The 17,376-nt window shown below is 61.7% G+C and carries 17 protein-coding genes; 9 read left to right on the top strand and 8 right to left on the bottom strand.

Translation table 11 applies throughout. The features are described from left to right. Positions 1-165: 165 nt before the first annotated feature. The 4 genes from HG718_RS06060 to HG718_RS06045 all read right to left on the bottom strand — a co-directional run bounded on the left by HG718_RS06060 (position 166) and on the right by HG718_RS06045 (position 4,478). Complete coding sequence (locus tag HG718_RS06060) at positions 166-1,731, bottom strand: OmpA family protein (RefSeq protein WP_160587751.1); 1,566 nt, start codon at positions 1,729-1,731, stop codon at positions 166-168. Positions 1,732-2,215: 484 nt separating this feature from the next. Continuing rightward, a complete protein-coding gene (gene argC, locus HG718_RS06055; protein WP_160587750.1) occupies positions 2,216-3,175 on the bottom strand; it encodes an N-acetyl-gamma-glutamyl-phosphate reductase in 960 nt (319 codons plus the stop codon). Between the two features lie 110 nt (positions 3,176-3,285). Continuing rightward, on the bottom strand, positions 3,286-4,122 hold the full coding sequence (locus tag HG718_RS06050) for an esterase/lipase family protein (RefSeq protein WP_160587749.1): 837 nt from the start codon (positions 4,120-4,122) through the stop codon (positions 3,286-3,288). 92 nt (positions 4,123-4,214) lie between these two features. After that, on the bottom strand, positions 4,215-4,478 hold the full coding sequence (locus tag HG718_RS06045; RefSeq protein WP_036261215.1) for a DUF2061 domain-containing protein: 264 nt from the start codon (positions 4,476-4,478) through the stop codon (positions 4,215-4,217). A 218-nt stretch (positions 4,479-4,696) separates the two neighbouring features. On the opposite strand from HG718_RS06045, the gene HG718_RS06040 reads away from it, so the two are divergent. Beyond that, complete coding sequence (locus HG718_RS06040) at positions 4,697-5,446, top strand: SDR family oxidoreductase (protein WP_160587748.1); 750 nt, start codon at positions 4,697-4,699, stop codon at positions 5,444-5,446. A gap of 64 nt (positions 5,447-5,510) precedes the next feature. On the opposite strand, the gene rpsI is transcribed toward HG718_RS06040, so the two are convergent. Then, positions 5,511-6,017 (bottom strand): 30S ribosomal protein S9, encoded by a 507-nt coding sequence (rpsI, locus tag HG718_RS06035; protein WP_160587747.1) that lies wholly within the window; start codon positions 6,015-6,017, stop codon positions 5,511-5,513. 14 nt (positions 6,018-6,031) lie between these two features. Beyond that, entirely contained in the window at positions 6,032-6,496 is a 465-nt protein-coding gene (gene rplM / locus HG718_RS06030) for a 50S ribosomal protein L13 (protein WP_027837780.1), read from the bottom strand. Between the two features lie 334 nt (positions 6,497-6,830). Between rplM and HG718_RS06025 the strand changes: the two genes are divergently transcribed. From HG718_RS06025 to HG718_RS06015, 3 genes are all read left to right on the top strand, one after another. Beyond that, a complete protein-coding gene (locus tag HG718_RS06025) occupies positions 6,831-7,655 on the top strand; it encodes an enoyl-CoA hydratase (RefSeq protein ID WP_160587746.1) in 825 nt (274 codons plus the stop codon). 2 nt (positions 7,656-7,657) lie between these two features. Continuing rightward, a complete protein-coding gene (locus HG718_RS06020; RefSeq protein ID WP_027837778.1) occupies positions 7,658-8,086 on the top strand; it encodes a CoA-binding protein in 429 nt (142 codons plus the stop codon). A gap of 64 nt (positions 8,087-8,150) precedes the next feature. Then, complete coding sequence (locus HG718_RS06015; RefSeq protein WP_160587745.1) at positions 8,151-9,428, top strand: O-acetylhomoserine aminocarboxypropyltransferase; 1,278 nt, start codon at positions 8,151-8,153, stop codon at positions 9,426-9,428. Positions 9,429-9,519: 91 nt separating this feature from the next. Here the strand turns inward: HG718_RS06015 and HG718_RS06010 are convergent, their stop codons facing one another. Beyond that, positions 9,520-10,593 carry a COX15/CtaA family protein gene (locus tag HG718_RS06010; protein ID WP_170080185.1) on the bottom strand — a complete coding sequence of 358 codons (1,074 nt, stop codon included), beginning with the start codon at positions 10,591-10,593 and terminating at the stop codon, positions 9,520-9,522. Between the two features lie 119 nt (positions 10,594-10,712). On the opposite strand from HG718_RS06010, the gene HG718_RS06005 reads away from it, so the two are divergent. Next, a complete protein-coding gene (locus HG718_RS06005; protein WP_160587743.1) occupies positions 10,713-10,931 on the top strand; it encodes a DUF2842 domain-containing protein in 219 nt (72 codons plus the stop codon). Between the two features lie 274 nt (positions 10,932-11,205). Here the strand turns inward: HG718_RS06005 and HG718_RS06000 are convergent, their stop codons facing one another. Continuing rightward, a complete protein-coding gene (locus HG718_RS06000) occupies positions 11,206-12,264 on the bottom strand; it encodes a polysaccharide deacetylase family protein (protein WP_160587742.1) in 1,059 nt (352 codons plus the stop codon). Between the two features lie 152 nt (positions 12,265-12,416). Between HG718_RS06000 and HG718_RS05995 the strand changes: the two genes are divergently transcribed. The 4 genes from HG718_RS05995 to HG718_RS05980 all read left to right on the top strand — a co-directional run bounded on the left by HG718_RS05995 (position 12,417) and on the right by HG718_RS05980 (position 17,322). Further along, complete coding sequence (locus HG718_RS05995; RefSeq protein WP_160587741.1) at positions 12,417-13,637, top strand: GNAT family N-acetyltransferase; 1,221 nt, start codon at positions 12,417-12,419, stop codon at positions 13,635-13,637. 72 nt (positions 13,638-13,709) lie between these two features. Next, a complete protein-coding gene (locus HG718_RS05990; protein ID WP_160587740.1) occupies positions 13,710-14,672 on the top strand; it encodes a cupin domain-containing protein in 963 nt (320 codons plus the stop codon). Positions 14,673-14,692: 20 nt separating this feature from the next. Beyond that, positions 14,693-15,916, top strand: a complete 1,224-nt coding sequence (locus HG718_RS05985; RefSeq protein WP_160587739.1) for a GNAT family N-acetyltransferase — start codon at positions 14,693-14,695, stop codon at positions 15,914-15,916. Next, positions 15,913-17,322, top strand: coding sequence for an oligosaccharide flippase family protein (locus HG718_RS05980; RefSeq protein ID WP_160587738.1), 1,410 nt, complete (start codon positions 15,913-15,915; stop codon positions 17,320-17,322). The genes HG718_RS05985 and HG718_RS05980 overlap by 4 nt, the downstream gene beginning before the upstream one ends. Positions 17,323-17,376: the final 54 nt, after the last annotated feature.

Below are 17,376 nucleotides of genomic sequence, written 5' to 3'. Positions count from 1 at the left end.
GTTTCGGCGGCATGGCGGAAATGAGCCTGAAACCGCGAAAACAGGAATGCCATCCCGGATGGGCAACGCCAACGGAGAAAGGCCAGCGCCCTTCGTCCGCAACGGGATCGAACAGCACCAGCCAGGTCTCGAGAGGAAGATGTAAGGGAGGGGGCCGGCTACGCGTTACTCGAGGAAGATTTCCGCGCGCCGGTTACCGGCCTCGCCTGCCGGCATGGACTCATAGAAGACCGGGGCCTGATCACCTTCTGCCTCAATCACCAGATCAGCAGCGGCAACGCCATGCTTCATCAGCTCAGCCGCAACGGCATTCGCCCGCTTGAGCGACGTATCGAAATTGGCGAGCAGGTGCTTTTCCACCGGCAGGTTGTTCGTGCGGCTGGACGCATGGCCCACAACACGCACGGGTCCACCACCGCGCTTCTTCTGCAGTGCGGCAATGTCACGGATTTCAGCACGATCAGCTGCTGACAGCGCCGTGGACCCATGGCCGAAATAGATCGCAACCGGCGTGAACGGTCCGCCTTCAGCATCTTCTGACAGCAGCTCATAGGCGGGTGTGGCCGCAGCCGAGCCCTGCTCATAGGAGCTTTCCTCAGGCACCGGTGACCCGGCACCGATAGCCGAATAGTCAATCACGACGCCATCGCCACCCGTCTGGGCAGGCGCAGCAGCAGGGGCACCGGTCTCAACGCGGGTTTCCTCGAAGCGGGCGGAAACAACAGCCGGCACCTGCGACAGGACTTCCGCCGGCAGCGGCGGCGCCTTCGAGGCCGCAAACTGCGGCTCTCCCGTCGTAACAGCAGGCGAAGCTGCGACTGGCCTCGCCGCCCGACCCGTCGGAACTGCTGAAGGCTGAACGGCGGCCTGCGCCGCAGCTTCCGTCTCATAAAGGGGGCGTGCCGTGGCAGGCACAGCCGGACGGCGGGCCGGAGCAGCCGTGGTCTGGCGCACCGGCGCAGGAGCGGCAACCGGCGCTGCCGGGGCAGCCTGCACAGCAGGCGCACTCGGCGCCGGTGTGCTGGTCGGTGCCGGGAGCGTCGCAACCTCAACCTTGTCAGACGCGGCCTTGGTCACCGCATCAGAAGCGTTGTCTGCAGTCCGCTCGGCTGCTTCCTCCGCGGCTTCACGACCGGCCTGGGCATTGCGGCGGACAACCTCTTCACGCGGCACATACTCGCCGTCCTTTACTTCGCCGATACGGCGGGACGGCTCGCGGAATTCCGGAACTTCCGGCGCGGGGATGACCTTGCCAGACGCAACCTGTTCTCCACTGGATGCAGCACCCGCCGTCTGGGGTAAATCCGGCAGCGGCGCGGTGCGGCGCGACGGCAGCGGCGATGCGGGCGGTTCGGTGCCGCCACGCAGGGCTTCACCGGAATATCGGGCATGCTGGCGGTCAGCAACGAGGCTGTTCGCCAGGTCGCGCTTTTCAGCCTCGGCACCGGTCTCAGGGACCTTCGGCGCAGAGCCCGCCGCGGGGAAAGCCGCACCGTCTGAACTGTTCTCGGCTGCAGCCTGCTGCGCGGCAACGGTCTCATTGGTCGGCTCGCTCGGTGACTGACCGGTGATCGAATCAGAGATGGTCGACGGGCGCGTCCATTCAGGCGTGGTGGAACACGCGGCAAGGAGCAGTGCGGCAAATGCGGCAGCCATCGGTCCTGTCCGGAAAAGGCCCGGACGGCGCGTCGAAATGGTCTTGCCCGTGGTCGACATGATTTCCATCGTCATCAAATTCTCTAAGCCCGCTCTCTTTTCAGCCCGTATCCGGGCCTGCTGCCGAAGCCGCGATGTCGCCCGTTTCGGGCTGATTCCGTGCCTTTTGACCTGCGGAACCGCCCATTCAGGCTGCGTCGCCGGACCAGTATGTCGACTAAGCCCGCGCGCCGGGCGCTCCCGGAACTCGCTGGCTCTCGCCGCAGTGTCAGTCAACCTGTTCTAGGTCTCCCCCGCTGGCTGTCCGCGGTTTAATCCGAAGTCGGACCGCGAAAAACCCCACATGCCAGACGATGCCCAAAGGCAGGGCCGCGCCTGAACCCGAACGATACCAAACTCCACAGGTCCGCGCAGTACCCTGACACCAAAAAGCTGAAAAAATACTGCTGTTCTCCACCCCGGCAACGTCCCACTGAGCCGGAGGGCAGCACTGCAAACATCTATCCACAGGGTGCGGGTGATTGGTTAACGGATACTTGCCGGGGCTGTCGGTGCGGACCTAAAGCCCTGCGCCCTCGTCGAGACCCAGCATCAGGTTGAGGCATTGCACGGCAGCCCCGGAAGCTCCCTTGCCGAGATTATCAAGCTCTGCCACCAGCAGCGCCTGCCCGCCCTCGTTATCCGACCCGTCGCGCCCAAAGACATTGAGGCGCAGCTGGTTGGTCCCCACCAGTGCTTCCCCAAACATTTCCGCAGGTGGGTTTTCAGCTTGCTCGGCGGCAACCTGCACAAATGCCTCACCTGAATAAAATGTAGTAAGTGACTGATAAATTTGAGTAACAGACGGGCGCGCAGGCAAAGAATCAAGCGCAAGAGGAACCTGGATAAGCATCCCCTGCCGGAACTGCCCCGTCGCCGGAACGAAGATAGGAGCCGAAGCAAGGCCGGTGAAATGCTTCATCTCCGGCAGGTGCTTGTGCTGAAGCGTCAAGCCATAAAGCCTATGTCCTTCAGCAATATACGCCTCGTTCTTGATGTTCTCGTACCGGTCAATCAGCGCCTTGCCGCCGCCTGAATAGCCAGACACACCAAACACGCTCACCGGCAAGTCGCGCGGGATCAGCCCCGCATCGACGAGGGGCCAAACCAGGCCGATAAAACCCGTCGGATAGCACCCTGGAACAGCCAGCCGGGTCGCTGTCCGGATGGCATCCCGCTGACCCTTCCGCATCTCGGGAAAGCCATAAACCCACTCAGGATCGGTCCGGTGGGCCGACGAGGCATCCAGAATCCGCGCCTTGGGGTTCGTGACCAGCGAAACGGCTTCCCGCGCCGCATCATCGGGCAAGCACAGAATGGAAGCATCGCAGCCATTCAGCAATTCGGCACGGGCATCGGCATCCTTCCGGCGTTCAGGGTCGATCGAGACGATCTCGATATCATCCCGCTGCTCCAGCCGGTCGCGGATCTGGAGGCCAGTTGTGCCAGCCTCGCCATCTATGAATACCGTATGCGCCATGCTGCGCCGCCTTTCGACAACCCGGTCGACAACCCGGAAACGACCAAGGGAGGCGCGGGTTTACCACGCCTCCCCGTGATCGCCTACCGGATTTGCCGTGCCGCCCGGCCCTATTTGTGGACCGCATAAAGCTGACGCAACAGGGCTGGCGGCTCAAAATGGCGCCAGCGCTTCTCTGCCTGGGCCAGGCGGTCCGCAATGGCGAAATAGACAAGCGGATTATAGGCAAGGCCCATATGGCTGGCGAACACCTCGATGGATTCCCGCTGACCGCCAGGACATTCACGGCAGGCATCCCCGGCTACAATGGCATCGGTCGGCGTAAAGATTGCTGTGGACGGCACGGGGATTGGCGAGCCGAGCGTCTTCTCGCGTTCCGGATCCTCGATCACATCCTCCGGCGCAAACATCTGCAGCATCATTGAGATGGCGTTCGCCCGCACATCCTGGAACGGGCTCCCCAGGGTCATGACTTGCCGCACGAGATCCGGGCACTCCCGCGCCACTTCCCGCACAAAGCACCCGCCGAGGCTCCAGCCGATCAGGCTCACTTTTCGGCCCGTCTCATCCGCGACAGCCTCGAGCTTGGCCACTACAGCATCAAGATTGGCCTGGGTCGCCCCCATATTGCGCCCATTATCCCAGCCATGTGCCACATAGCCCCTGTTTGCGATGAAGCGGCGCATCGGCGCCATTGAGGCATCATCGGCAGTGAACCCCGGCACCACCACCACGCCATGTCCATCCCCGTCAGGCGCCCGGTTGAGGGCGGGCCAGGCAGCTGCCAGCGCCGCCCCTTCGGCCAGAACGCGCAACTCCAGCGGCAGCAGCGCCGCGCGTGGCGGCGCAATCTTGCGGTAAGTGAAAGGTACGTCGGCTTCCGCCGAAGGGGTGTCTGACAGGATTGCGGCGTCCTGGTCGTGTCTGGGGGCGTAGGTGTGTGTCATGGGGGGACCTCAGGGTCTTTCTCTGCTCCGGTCTCAGCGGGGATGTGTGAGACATTCGCAGGATTAACCCTCGCCGCCCGGACGCGGTTCCCTCAGGCCGCCAAGGGTGACGCAGGGGAATCAGACATTTCCCTGCTCCTGCCCTCACCCGAGCCGTCATCTTGGCCCCAGGCCCGCTCGTGCAGGTGATAGGCCACTGTCTGAACCAGCGGCTCGATCAGTCCTATGCTGAAGGCCACGACCCAGCTGCCGCTGAGCACAAAGGCCACTGCGATCGCCACGGCCATGTGCATCACCGAATAGGTGAAGGTTTTTCGGGCAGCACGGGAACCGGCAACAGACACAACACGGGACATCTGACTTCTCCGACCATTAGATGCGAACAACTCGCAAAAGCAAGATGGGGCGTAGCGCAGGCCGCGTCAAGACTATTTCGAATAATTCTAATTAGGGGCACACCAAGCGCCTTCGTCGACCCGTGTCCGGCAATATTGCGTGGCCGGAAAGGGGAAGCCGGGAAAGCTGATCCTGCCTATTCCACCCTGCCAACCCACAGCTTTGAAGGGATCAGAAGGTGCTGGAAAACAAATGCATCATCATCACGGGCGCCAGCCGCGGCATAGGAGCCGCCGCTGCACGCCTTTTCGCGAGCCACGGAGCCACTGTCATTGTCAGTGCCCGGCGGCAATCGTCACTCGCCCCCATTGTTGAGGGCATTAGCGCCGCAGGGGGCAAGGCCGTAGCGGTTGCTGGTGACATCACAGAGGAGCAAACCTCAGCCCGGTTGGTCGAAACCGCACTCGCCGTCACGGGTCGCCTCGATGGCGCCTTCAACAACGCCGCCATTCTCGGAGAAGCGTGCTCCCTCCCCACAATCACGAATGAGAGCTGGCACGAGACGATTGCAACCAATCTCACAGCTGCTTTCTACGCAGCCAAACACCAGGTACCCGCCATGCAGGCAAATGGCGGTGGCGCAATCGTCTTCACGTCTTCATTCGTGGGCCATTGCACGGGAATTCAGGGCATGGGGGCATACGCAGCCTCAAAAGCAGGCCTTGTCGGCCTTGCCCGGGTTCTGGCGGCGGAAAAAGGTCGGGATGGCATTCGTGTGAACGCATTGCTTCCGGGCGGCACCGATACCGATATGGCACCGCAGGGCCCGGAGGCCCGCAGTTGGGTCAACGGGTTGCATGCCCTCGGCCGCATGGCACAGCCGGAGGAAATCGCACAGGCCGCTGCATTTCTCCTGTCCGACCAGGCGTCCTTTGTAACAGGCACGGCGTTTCTCGCTGACGGCGGAAACACCAGCTTCAAGGCCTGAGAGCTCAAAAAGAAAGGGCGGCTCCAGAAGAGCCGCCCTTCCCGTCTTGATCTGATGGCGCGTCTTAGCGCTTGGAGAACTGGAAGCTCCGGCGGGCCTTGGCGCGGCCGTACTTCTTGCGCTCCACCACGCGGCTGTCGCGCGTGAGGAAGCCGTTCGACTTCAGCACCGGACGCAGCGCCGGCTCAAACAGGGTCAGAGCCTTGGAAATACCGTGGCGCACAGCACCGGCCTGGCCGGAAAGGCCACCACCGGTCACGGTGCACACCACGTCGATTTCACTCTGGCGCTCGGTCAGCACCAGCGGCTGGTTGACCAGCATGCGCAGCACGGGGCGTGCGAAATACTGGGTCTGGTCCTTGCCGTTGATGGTGATCATGCCGGTGCCGCGCTTCACCCAGACGCGGGCAACCGCATCCTTGCGCTTGCCGGTCGCATAGGAGCGGCCGTGCTCATCAACCTGCGGGTCAGGAAGTTCCACCGGCTCGGCAGCAGCAACGTCGCTACCTGTGGCAGCCGCGGTCATGGCGTCGCCAAGGTCCTCGAGGGAACGGGTTTCAGTTTCAGACATGTTTCAGGTCCCTCTTAGTCGCGCGGCGTGTTCTTGGAATTGAGCGCCGCAATGTCCAGCTTTTCGGGCTGCTGGGCCTCATGCGGATGCTCGGCGCCCGGATAGATCTTCAGGTTGGACATCTGCTGGCGCGACAGCGGGCCGCCCGGCAGCATGCGCTGCACGGCCTTGCGCACCACGTCTTCCGGATTCTTGCCTTCCAGAATGCGCGTCGGGTTGGTTTCCTTGATACCGCCCGGATGACCCGTGTGACGGTAGTACTTCTTGTCAGTCATCTTCTTGCCGGTGAGAGCCACCTTGTCGCAATTGATGACGACAATGTTGTCGCCGCAATCCATGTGCGGAGTGAAAGTGGGCTTGTGCTTGCCGCGCAGACGGGTTGCGATGATGGCGGCCATGCGCCCCACAACCAGGCCTTCAGCGTCGATCAGCACCCACTTCTTCTCGATATTCGAGGGAGTGGCAGTAAAGGTCTTCATTGTTTCCGTGTCGTCCTTGAGGGCCGGCCCACGGGGACCGGCCAAAAAAGCAAAGCGCCGGGCAGCGATACCCGGCGGAACGTGGCGCGGTTTATCCTAAAGCCAGCGCGTCATGTCAATCGGCAAATGACCTGAAAAACGCTTTAAAACCAGCAACTTCCAATCGCGGTATTAAGGCACCCCATTTTTTAAAGCGTGCCCCTGCCTTGAACAGCTTTCAAAGACGGCACCGCCTTCATCGCGCCCTTCAAATGCCCTCAGCACCTGCGACCCGCTGTCGCCGGGGATGACGCCGCCCGGACCAACGCCTAGGCTTCACCTCAAAACAGGAGGAATGCGCATGTCCCAGGCTGCTGCGACAACCACGGATGCACCGGTTCTGTGCGAGAGCATCGAAGCCGGTATCGCGACCCTGACACTCAACCGGGCAAAAGCCCGTAACAGCCTGTCAGATGCTCTGATTGCCGCTCTGCACGAAGCGGTAAACCGGCTGGGAACGGATCCTGCCGCCCGCGTCATTGTGCTTGAAGCTGCCGGGCCGGCCTTCTGCGCAGGGCACGACCTCAAGGAGATGACCGCACACCGGGAAGACGCGGATGGCGGCAAAGCCTATTTCGAGGATCTCGTGGCCCGCTGCTCGGCAATGATGCAGGCAATCGTCCGGTGCCCTACCCCCGTCATTGCCAAGGTTCAGGGCATTGCCACGGCGGCAGGCTGCCAGCTCGTTGCCAGCTGCGATCTGGCCCTCGCCTCGCACCAGGCGCATTTCGCAACGCCCGGCGTCAATATCGGCCTGTTCTGTTCAACCCCCATGGTTGCCCTGTCCCGCAACGTGTCGCGCAAGCAGGCCATGGAGATGCTTCTTCTTGGCGAGATGATCGATGCACAGCGAGCTGAGGAGTTCGGCCTCATCAACCAGGCTGTGCCTGACGGCATGCTGGACGAGGAAGTCCACGCCTGGGCAAGACGCATAGCCTCGAAGTCCTCCCATACCCTCGCTGTCGGCAAGGCTGCATTCTACGACCAGCTCGAAAAGAGCCTCGGTGATGCCTATGACTATGCTGGCCGCGTCATGGCCGCCAACATGATGGCCCGCGATGCGGCAGAAGGCATTTCTGCCTTCATCGAGAAGCGCGATCCGACCTGGGAAGACAGATAATCATGCCGACTTACTCCGACGACACCCTCTCAGCCCTGCTGACTTCCACCAGGACCATTGCCCTCGTTGGTGCCAGCGACAAGCCGCACCGCGCCAGCAACGAAGTCCTCGGCTATCTGCTTCGCGAAGGCTACGACGTCTATCCGGTAAACCCGCTTAGGGCAGGCAGCGAAATTCATGGCCGCACTGTGCTGGCGTCGCTGAAGGATGTGCCGGTGCCAATCGACATGGTGGATATCTTCCGCAACTCCGATGTGGCTGGCGAAACCGTGGACGAAGCCATAGAGGTCGGTGCCAAATCTGTCTGGATGCAGCTGGACGTGATTGACGAGGCAGCCGCCCGCCGGGCAGAAGAAGCAGGAATGACCGTCATCATGGACCGGTGTCCCAAGCAGGAACTCCCGCGCCTCAGAGCCGCGGGATGCCTCTGATACCGGCCGCCTCAGTAGACGGCGCAAACGCGCCTCGTTTCAATCCGTACAGGGAGTATCTTTCATGAGCGACCAGGGCTTTGCCACTCGCGCCATCCACGCCGGCGCCGCACCGGACCCCACCACCGGCGCCCGCACAACACCCATCTACCAGACCACGTCCTACGTGTTTGACGATGTGGATCATGCCGCCCGCCTGTTCGGCCTGCAGGAGTTCGGCAACATCTACTCCCGCATCATGAACCCGACCCAGGCAGTCCTTGAAGACCGCATTGCGTCCCTCGAAGGCGGCACCGCTGCACTTGCGACTGCTTCGGGTCATGGCGCGCAGCTTCTGATATTCCACACGCTCATGCAGCCCGGCGACCACTTCATTGCGTCCCGCCAGCTCTATGGCGGCTCGATCAATCAGTTCGGCCATGCCTTCAAGAAGTTCGACTGGCATGTCGATTGGGTGGACATGTCGAACCCGGACAATGTGAAGGCGGCCATCACCCCCAAGACCCGCGCCATCTTCATGGAATCCATCGCCAATCCCGGCGGCGTCATTCAGGACATCGCCGCTGTTGCGGCTATCGCCAAGGAGGCGGGCCTGCCTCTAATCGTCGACAACACCATGGCCTCGCCCTATCTGTGCCGGCCGATCGAGCATGGCGCCGACATCGTCTGCCACTCGCTCACCAAGTTCATTGGCGGTCATGGCAACTCCGTCGGCGGGGTGATTGTCGATGCGGGGACGTTCGACTGGTCAGCCTCCGGCAACTACCCGACCCTCGGTGAACCGAATGACAGCTATCACGGCCTCAAGCTCCACGAGACCTTCGGCAATATCGCCTTTGCCATTGCCTGCCGCGTGCTTGGGCTGCGCGATCTGGGCCCGGCCCTCGCCCCCCAGAATGCCTTCCTGCTTCTGACAGGGTGCGAAACCCTGCACCTGCGCATGGAACGCCACTGCCAGAACGCCCTTGAAGTGGCCCATCACCTCAAGGACCACGACAAGGTGTCATGGGTGTCCTATGCGGGCCTCAAGGAAGATCCCGGCCACGCCCTCATGCAGAAGATCAGCCCCAAGGGCGCAGGCGCGGTTTTCACCTTTGGGCTCAAGGGCGGATACGACGCGGGCGTCAAGCTGTGCAACTCTGTCGAGATGATCTCCCACCTCGCCAATATCGGCGATACCCGGTCCCTGATCATTCACCCCGCATCCACGACCCATGCCCAGCTCTCGAGCGAGCAACGGGCTGCGGCAGGCGCGGGCGATGATACGGTGCGCATTTCCGTCGGCCTTGAGGATGCGGCCGACATCATTGCCGATCTCGACAAGGCGCTGGCTCTCACCTGAGCCTGACGGACATCTCCGAATTCAGAAACCCCGCAGGTAGACACGCCTGCGGGGTTTTGACGTTCGTAGCCATGACGTCTGAAGGTTGCTCTCAGCCCAGCTGCTGAACGGCCTTGTCGTCCCGGTGATACGCCACATGCGCCTGCAATACCGCAAGGCCCAGGACGACAACCGCACCGAACTGGTGCACACCGCCAAGCCAGACAGGCACAACTGCGAGCAGCGTCCAGATACCGATCAGCACCTGGAGCAGCACACCGGTGGCAAACCACATGGCAGCGCGCCGCTGCAGAGCCGGGGCTCCATCAGCAACGACCCGCCAGCAATAGACAACAGTCAGAATGCAGATGAGATAGGCCAGCATGCGGTGATTGAACTGCACCGTCATGTGATCCTCGAAAGCCGCCATCTCCCCGGCATAAACCCGGTCAGGCACGAAGGCCCCATCCATAAGCGGCCACGTGTTGTAGATTATGCCCGCATCAAGCCCGGCCACGAAGGCACCAAGTATGATCTGCAGATAGACAAGCCCCATGAGCCCGGCCGTCCAGCCGATCCAACGTCGGTTTGCATCGTCAGCGCGCGCATTGCCCCGCAGGATACCAAGCGCCACCCACACAAGGGCTGCAAAGATAAGGAACGCCAGTCCGAGATGGGCCGCAAGCCGGTACTGGGACACGCTGACCCGCTCCGTCAGCCCGGACGCCACCATGTACCAGCCAAGCCCACCCTGAAGCCCGCCCAGGATGAACAGCCCTGCGCATGTCCACGCCAGCTGCCCGCGCAGCCGTCCAGTCGCCAGGAACCACACGAAGGGCACAAAGAAGGCCAGACCGATGAGCCGGCCGAGGAAGCGGTGCCCCCATTCCCACCAGTAAATGGTCTTGAACTCATCAAGGCTCATGCCCTTGTTGACCAGCTGGTACTGTGGAATCTGCCTGTACTTGTCGAAATCCTCTTCCCAGACTTCAGCCGACAGAGGCGGGATTGCGCCGGTCACCGGCTTCCATTCGGTAATGGAGAGGCCTGACTCGGTCAGCCGCGTGAGCCCGCCAACCACCACCATCAACGCCACCAGCGCTGCGACACTCAGCAGCCAGATCGCGACCGGCCGTGTCCGGTCCGGCAGGCTATCGGTGGAGGATGAGGTCGTGGAAATGGTCATGGCGGCACGTGTTGGTTTTGAAATGTCCGGGAACCCGGTCTATATCACAGCGCCAAAGATAGCCCGGTCCCGTGCCGGCGGCAGCGGCGCGATGCCGCACCATGATCGCGAGAACTCAAATGACCCTTGGCATTCCCATGCGCTGGCGCAAGCTGATCGGCCTGATCGTCTTGCTGGTCTTCATCTTCTACTGGGCCATGCTGGTGATGACGGTTGCCATCTACAAGCTGCCGGATAACGGCTTCATCGAGTTCGTCTACTTCCTGGCCGCCGGTATCCTCTGGGCCCTGCCCGCCGGATACATCATCAAGTGGATGCAGCTTCCCGACGCTGAATAGGCTCCGGACGCGCAAACGCCGACCGCGGTTACGGCCGGCGTCGGCAATTCTGGTCTGATGCCGGAAAATCCGGCCCTTGCGGGTGCTCTTAGTCGAGTCTGCCGAAGGTCATCTTGTTGAGTGCAAGAAACACGACCAGAAAGATCAGGATGGCATAGATCGCGGACATGGTTGGAACCCCGGCGGTCAGAAATGGGTGAATCTGCGGCGGACTATATCCGCATTTTCAGCAAAGCCAAATGCCTCGGCGGTAAGGCGCCAGATGATCAGGCCGTCAGGCCACATTCACGCGTTTGAAGCGGTTCCACAGGGCAAACGGCGCACCGCCGAGAAGAACCTCCACCAGATCCACATCCTGATAATCACCATTGAGAGACAGGCGCGGCAGCGCACGCAGATGATTCCCATGCTCGGCGAACAGCAGTCCCTTGCGGGTCGTCACAGCTGACGCAAAGCGCTGGCTCGTGGCCAGGTCAAACTCGCGCTGTGACGCAGAGCCTTCATCACCATAGGGATAGGCAAAGTGCTTTGGCTTGTCGCCGAGTTCCGTCTCCAGGCGCGCAGTGCCTGCCAGCATGTCCTCCCGCGCCCGTTCTTTCGGCAGCTTGGCGAGGGCATAGTGGGACGCGGTGTGTGCGCCGATGGTGCAAAGCGGATGTGAATGCAGCGCCCGCACCTGATCCCAAGACATCGCATGTGCATTGGCAATGGCCCGGCCATCAATGCCCGCCTGCTCTGCAAGCACGCTGACGGCATGGCGCATCTCATCCTCGGGAAGATCCCGCAAACGCCAGTAGACGCTCTCCCAGGCCCCGCGCTTGTCTTTGTTGGTCTCCGCCCGGTGATGGATGACCTCGCCACCGATCTCCATCTCCAGATGGTCCACGGCCCGGATCGATGCTTCCAGGGTCATCCACCACAGGTCAGCCAACCCATCCGGCAGGTCAGACGCCACATAGACTGCAAAAGGCGCGTCATGCTTCTCGAAGATCGGCAAAGCGAGTTCGAAGTTATCGCGATAGCCATCGTCGAACGTAAAGGCCGCGAAAGGACCGGGCCCTCCGCCACGCAGCCGGCTCACCATGTCGTCCAGCGAGACGATCTCGTAGCCGAGACCCCTGACACGGCCAATCACCGCATCCAGAAAATCAGGCGTCACTTCGAGGATCCTGTTGGGTGCAAATGCCGTGTCCGGCGCCGCCTCCTCGACAACCCGGTGCAGCATGAAAATGGCCCCCAGCCCCCGCCAGCTGTCCCCCAGCATCCTGTGCATGCCGGTGCTGCGCATGGTTGAAAGGCCAAGCTTGATGACGTCACGTCCGACACGGCGCATGGAGGCGGGATCTCCGGTAGGTGATTGGGGAGCCTGAAGCTCCCGGAGAGTAGTCCCGAACAATTGCCAACCGATTGACGGCGGGATTCTGCCCTTTCTGGCACTGCCCTTGCGGATATTGGGCAGAGTTTATTGCCTTGAAAGCACCGCACATGAGTATCGCCGCGGCACCAATTTCCGCCGAACCCGTTGATTTTGAAGAAAAAACCCCACTGGAGGACGCGACCGAGCTCGTCCTGAGCACCAGCGCGGATATAGACGGTCTGCGCGCTGACTGGGTCAATCTGGAGCACCGCGCAGCAGGCCACGTCTTTCAGAGCTGGGCCTGGGTCTCGCAATGGCACACCCATATCGGTGCGGCACGCGCCATCGAGCCCTTCATCGTTATGGCAAGCCGTCGCGGCGGAGGCCTTGTCGCCCTGCTCCCCATGGGCATCGAGACCCGCGGCCACATCCGCAAGCTCGTCTGGCTCGGCGCCGAGCACGCTGACTACAAGGGCCCCTTGCTGGACAAGACCTTCCTGGCACGCATGACCCCCAGGGTCACCCGATCGCTTCTTGAAGCTGCCTGCCGCATGGCACCCAACATCGACGTCGTACAGTTGCTGGAGATGCCGGCCACACTGGAAGACGGCTCACATCCCCTGCTCTGCTATCCCAATCACCTGTCGCCCATGGGCTCGCACAGCATGTCGCTGGGCACCGATTTCGACACCTTCTTCAAGGCGCGCCGTGGCGCATCGTCCCGAAAGAAATTGCGCCAGAAGGCCCGCCGCCTCGCTACTGCCCATGGTGAAACCCGGATGGAGATCGCGGCCAGTACCACCCAACGCGGCCGCATCATCACAGCCCTCATTGATCAGAAGCGTTCGCGCCTGGCGGAAATGGGCGTCGGCGATGTGTTCGCCGATGGTGACGTTCGCGCCTTCTATCGCAGCATGGCCGAGAGCCATCCGGGCATTTGCCAGCTGTCCGCCTACGTGGCCGGCGATACCATCACCGCCGCCAATTGGGGGCTCGTGTGGAATGGACGCTATTACTACGTCCTCTCCACCATGGCCGATGGCGACATGCGCGCATTCTCGCCCGGTCAGCTCCATCTGACGGACCTCATCGAATGGTCGATCGACAACGGCCTCAGCACCTTCGACTTCACGGCGGGCGATGAAGGCTACAAGGATGAGTGGTGCGACACGGTTATGCCGCTGTTCGACATTCACTTCGGCTTAACCATGAAGGGTCGCATCACAGCCTTCGCGCTGTCGGTCGGCCGACGGGCAAAACGCGCCATCAAACAAGATGAGCGCCTCTGGAAAGCCGCGAAAAACCTGCGAAAGCTGGTCTACCGCTTCCGTACACAAACGGCTTGGTAACCCTCCGCATGCGACTGTCCTGTCGAACCCTCCAGAACGGAGCGGCAAGACAGAAAGACGGAGCAGGCGCCCATGTCCCCCGATGTGATGTCACCGGACGCAAAGTCGTCGATTATCGACATCAGCAAGGAAGATGCTGAGAAATTCTCGCTCACCTCGCTGCGGTTCAAGCACCGTTTTGCCGAAAGCGGCCTGTTTGAAGATGACGCCCTCGCCGAACTGATCGAGACCTACCCCGGTCACCTGATGACGGTCTACACCACCACGCAGCAGCCGGATGGCAGCTATCTGTGGCGCTATGGGTCCATAAGCGGTCTCACGGGTGAACAGGTCCTTGAGGCCATCCAGCACGGCCACCTCTGGCTTAATCTTCAGCACATTGAAGATGCAGCGCCCCGCCATGCCGCGCTGGTACAGCGCGCCTTTGGCGACATTGCAAACCTCAATCCCGGCCTCCGCACGTTCCGCCATAACACCGGCATCCTCATTTCCAGCCCCGATATGAGCGTGCTCTATCACTGCGACATCCCGCCGATTGCCCTGTGGCACATCCGGGGACGCAAGCGCCTCTGGCTGTATCCGGACACGGATGAATTCCTGTCCCCCGAAAATCGGGAACGTGTTGTGCTGCGCGAACAGGAAGAGGAAGTTCCTTACAGCCCCTCCTTCGATCAGCACGCCAAGGTGTTTGATCTCGAAGCCGGTGACGCCGTGGCCTGGAAACAGCAGGCACCACATCGCGTGGACAATCTCGACGGCCTCAATGTGTCCATCACCACGTCCTATTACACGCCTGAAGCGCAGCGCTTCTACGGCGTTGTATTCGCCAATGGTGCCATGCGCCGCCTTCTGGGCGTGACCCCCACGAGCCGGAACACCACCGGTGTTGCCGCGATGGCCAAATGCGCTTTTGCCGCCGGCATCAAGTATTCCGGCTTGCTCAAGAGCCGCGAGCGCGTGCTGCAGACCAGCTTCCAGGTCGATCCGCGTGAAGAGCTTGGCTATGTGGAGCTTGGCGCACCGCAGGGTGCCTGACGGCAGGACACACGAGCACCATGTCCCAGCGCACCCCCAGCCTGACGTTGATTTCGACCGATACGCTGCCCACACGGCATGCGGTCGTCGGCGCGTCCGACAGCTATCGCGTGGTCATCGCTCACAGGATGAGTGACTGCGCCGCGGCCTGGCGACTGCTGGAGCAGCAATCATCTCCGGCCATTTTCCAGACCCATGACTGGCTCGCCTGCTGGATGGAAACGGTAGGTAAGGCTCAAAATGCTGAACCGCGCATTGCCCTTGTGCGGGACGACAATGCACGTCTCGTCATGATCCTGCCGCTGATGCTCCGCACACATATGGGGATGCCGGTGCTGCACTGGATGGCTGAAGAAGACGCGGACTACCACGCGCCATTGGCGCTGCCCGACTTCGCCCAGACCTGCACCGGTTCCATGATGCGCGATATCCTCATGCGCGTTGCCAATCAGGTTCCTGATGCAGCAGCCCTTTGCCTGAGCAAGACCGCCTCCGAGTTTGCCGGTATACGCGCGCCCCTGTCATTGATGCCGCATGCACCGCATCCAAGCGCGGCGCACGCCATCACTCTGACCGGTGACAACTTCGAAGACTTCTATGCCGCCGCTCGAAGTAAATCGACACGCAAACGGGATCGGCAACGCCGCCGTCAGCTGGAGAAGCACGGACCTGTAAGCTTCGAGGTCGCCGACACACCCATGCGCCGCCATCAGATGATTGATGAGATCCTGGCGCAGAAAGCAATCTGGCTGAAAGCACGCGGCATCTGCGATCCCTTCGCCCAGGACGGTGTCTACGCATTCCTGCACCGTCTTGTGGACGACCAGGCCATCTGCAAGCAGCTTCATATCTCTGCCCTGACCGTGAACGGTGAAATCATGGCCGGCAACATGGGCTATGTGCAGAACGAACGCTTCTACGCAGTTATCGGCAGCGTAACCGACGGTGACCTCGCAAGACACTCACCCGGCGTGTTGCATCTCCATGAGCTATTCAAATGGTGTTTCGCCAATGGCGTGAAAGTCTTCGACCTAACTGTGGGTGACGAAGGCTACAAGAAGGAATGGTGCGACAGCCGTCTCGACCTCATCGATATCCACGTCCCGCTTTCCATGGGCGGCGTTGCCCTGACCAGCATTGCGCGCGCCCGTGGCTATCTTAAGCGCAAGGTCAAGGCTTCACCGCGTCTCTTCACGCTCGCAACGGACGCCCGGCGGCTGGTGAACCGGGCCCTCGGACAATGAGCAGCCTGGATACATCGCATGCAGCCGGCCACGGCCTACAGGCCATGGCCCTGCGGCTGACCGGCCTGCTGCCTGCCCGATTGGGTGAGCGCATCCGCAACATGCTCCTTGAGGCAAACGATCTGGGAAGCGTGTTGCGTGGTGCGGCATCGGTTCTGGCCATCCGGGTTGCCGGCGCCGGCATCACCTTCATGTCCATGGTGCTGCTGGCCCGCTGGATGGGCGCGTTCGAGTTCGGCATCTATGCATATGTCTGGACCTGGGTAATCCTGCTTGGGACCATGGCTCCTCTGGGCCTGAATACCTCCGTCCTCCGCTTCATTCCAGAATATGTCGCCCGCCGGCGCTGGCGCAGGTTGTGGGGTCTTTTGGCCCGCGCAAACCTCATTGTACTGGGGTCGGGTCTGGTTGTTGGCGCCGCTGCCGCGCTCACCCTGCTCCTGCTCGAGCCCGTTATCGACGCCTACTACGTCATGCCTTTTGCTGTCGCACTGATCGCGCTGCCGATCTTTGCCATGGCGGATATCCAGGAGAGCGCCGCCCGCGCCTTTGGCTGGGTAACACTCGCCTACATCATTCCCTATGTCGTGCGGCCCCTCATGCTGCTTGGCGGCATCGGTGCCTTGGTGCTGGCCGGACTGTCACCAGATGCTGTCACCGCAATGCTCGCGATGACATCAGCCTGCGCTCTTGGTCTGGCACTGCAGGCGTCTATCCTGTTTCGTGGAATACGGCGCACGGTACCGCGCGCCCGGCCGCGCTACCACGCCGCCTACTGGCTCCGCATTTCAATGCCCATGCTGGTGTTCGAAGGCGCCTATCTGCTGATGTCATCCACGGATGTCATCATGCTGGGGCAAATCGAAGACCCGGCATCCGTCGCCATCTATTTTGCCGCAGCGCGGACGGCCAGCCTTATCGGCTTCGTCTATTTCGCCATCACTGCGCGCGCCGTCCCCAAATTCTCGGAAATCAACGCTTCCGGCACCCGGGCCGATCTCCAGGCATTTCTGGATGGCGTCAACCGCATGAGTTTCTGGCCAAGCATCGCTGGCGCTTTGGCGCTGCTGTCGGTCGGTGGCTATGTGCTTACACTCTTCGGCCCGGGTTTCGATGCCGGACACATCGTGCTGCTCATCCTGGTGATGGGGTATGTCGCCCGCTGCACGGTTGGACCGCTGGAATACCTCCTGTCCATGACAGGCAAGCAAATGGTCGCTACCTGGGTCATTTGCACGTCGGCCGCGCTCAATCTGGGCCTCAATGCGCTCCTCATTCCTGAATTCGGCACCATGGGAGCGGCCATTGCCACGCTGGCATCGCTGATCGCCAATCTCGCGATGCTGGCCATTGCCGTTAAGCGCTATCTCGGCCTCAACGCTTTCCTTTTTCGCCTCAGCAGCTGAACCACCGTGCCACCGGTCTGGCACCGGCCTTGCTGCGGATAACCAGGCATCCGT

Origin of the sequence: Pyruvatibacter mobilis (assembly GCF_012848855.1) — a bacterium.
Taxonomy (GTDB): Bacteria; Pseudomonadota; Alphaproteobacteria; order CGMCC-115125; family CGMCC-115125; genus Pyruvatibacter; species Pyruvatibacter mobilis.
The sequence above is the reverse complement of the archived record's forward strand: the minus strand, read 5'-3'. Positions and strand labels throughout refer to the sequence as shown.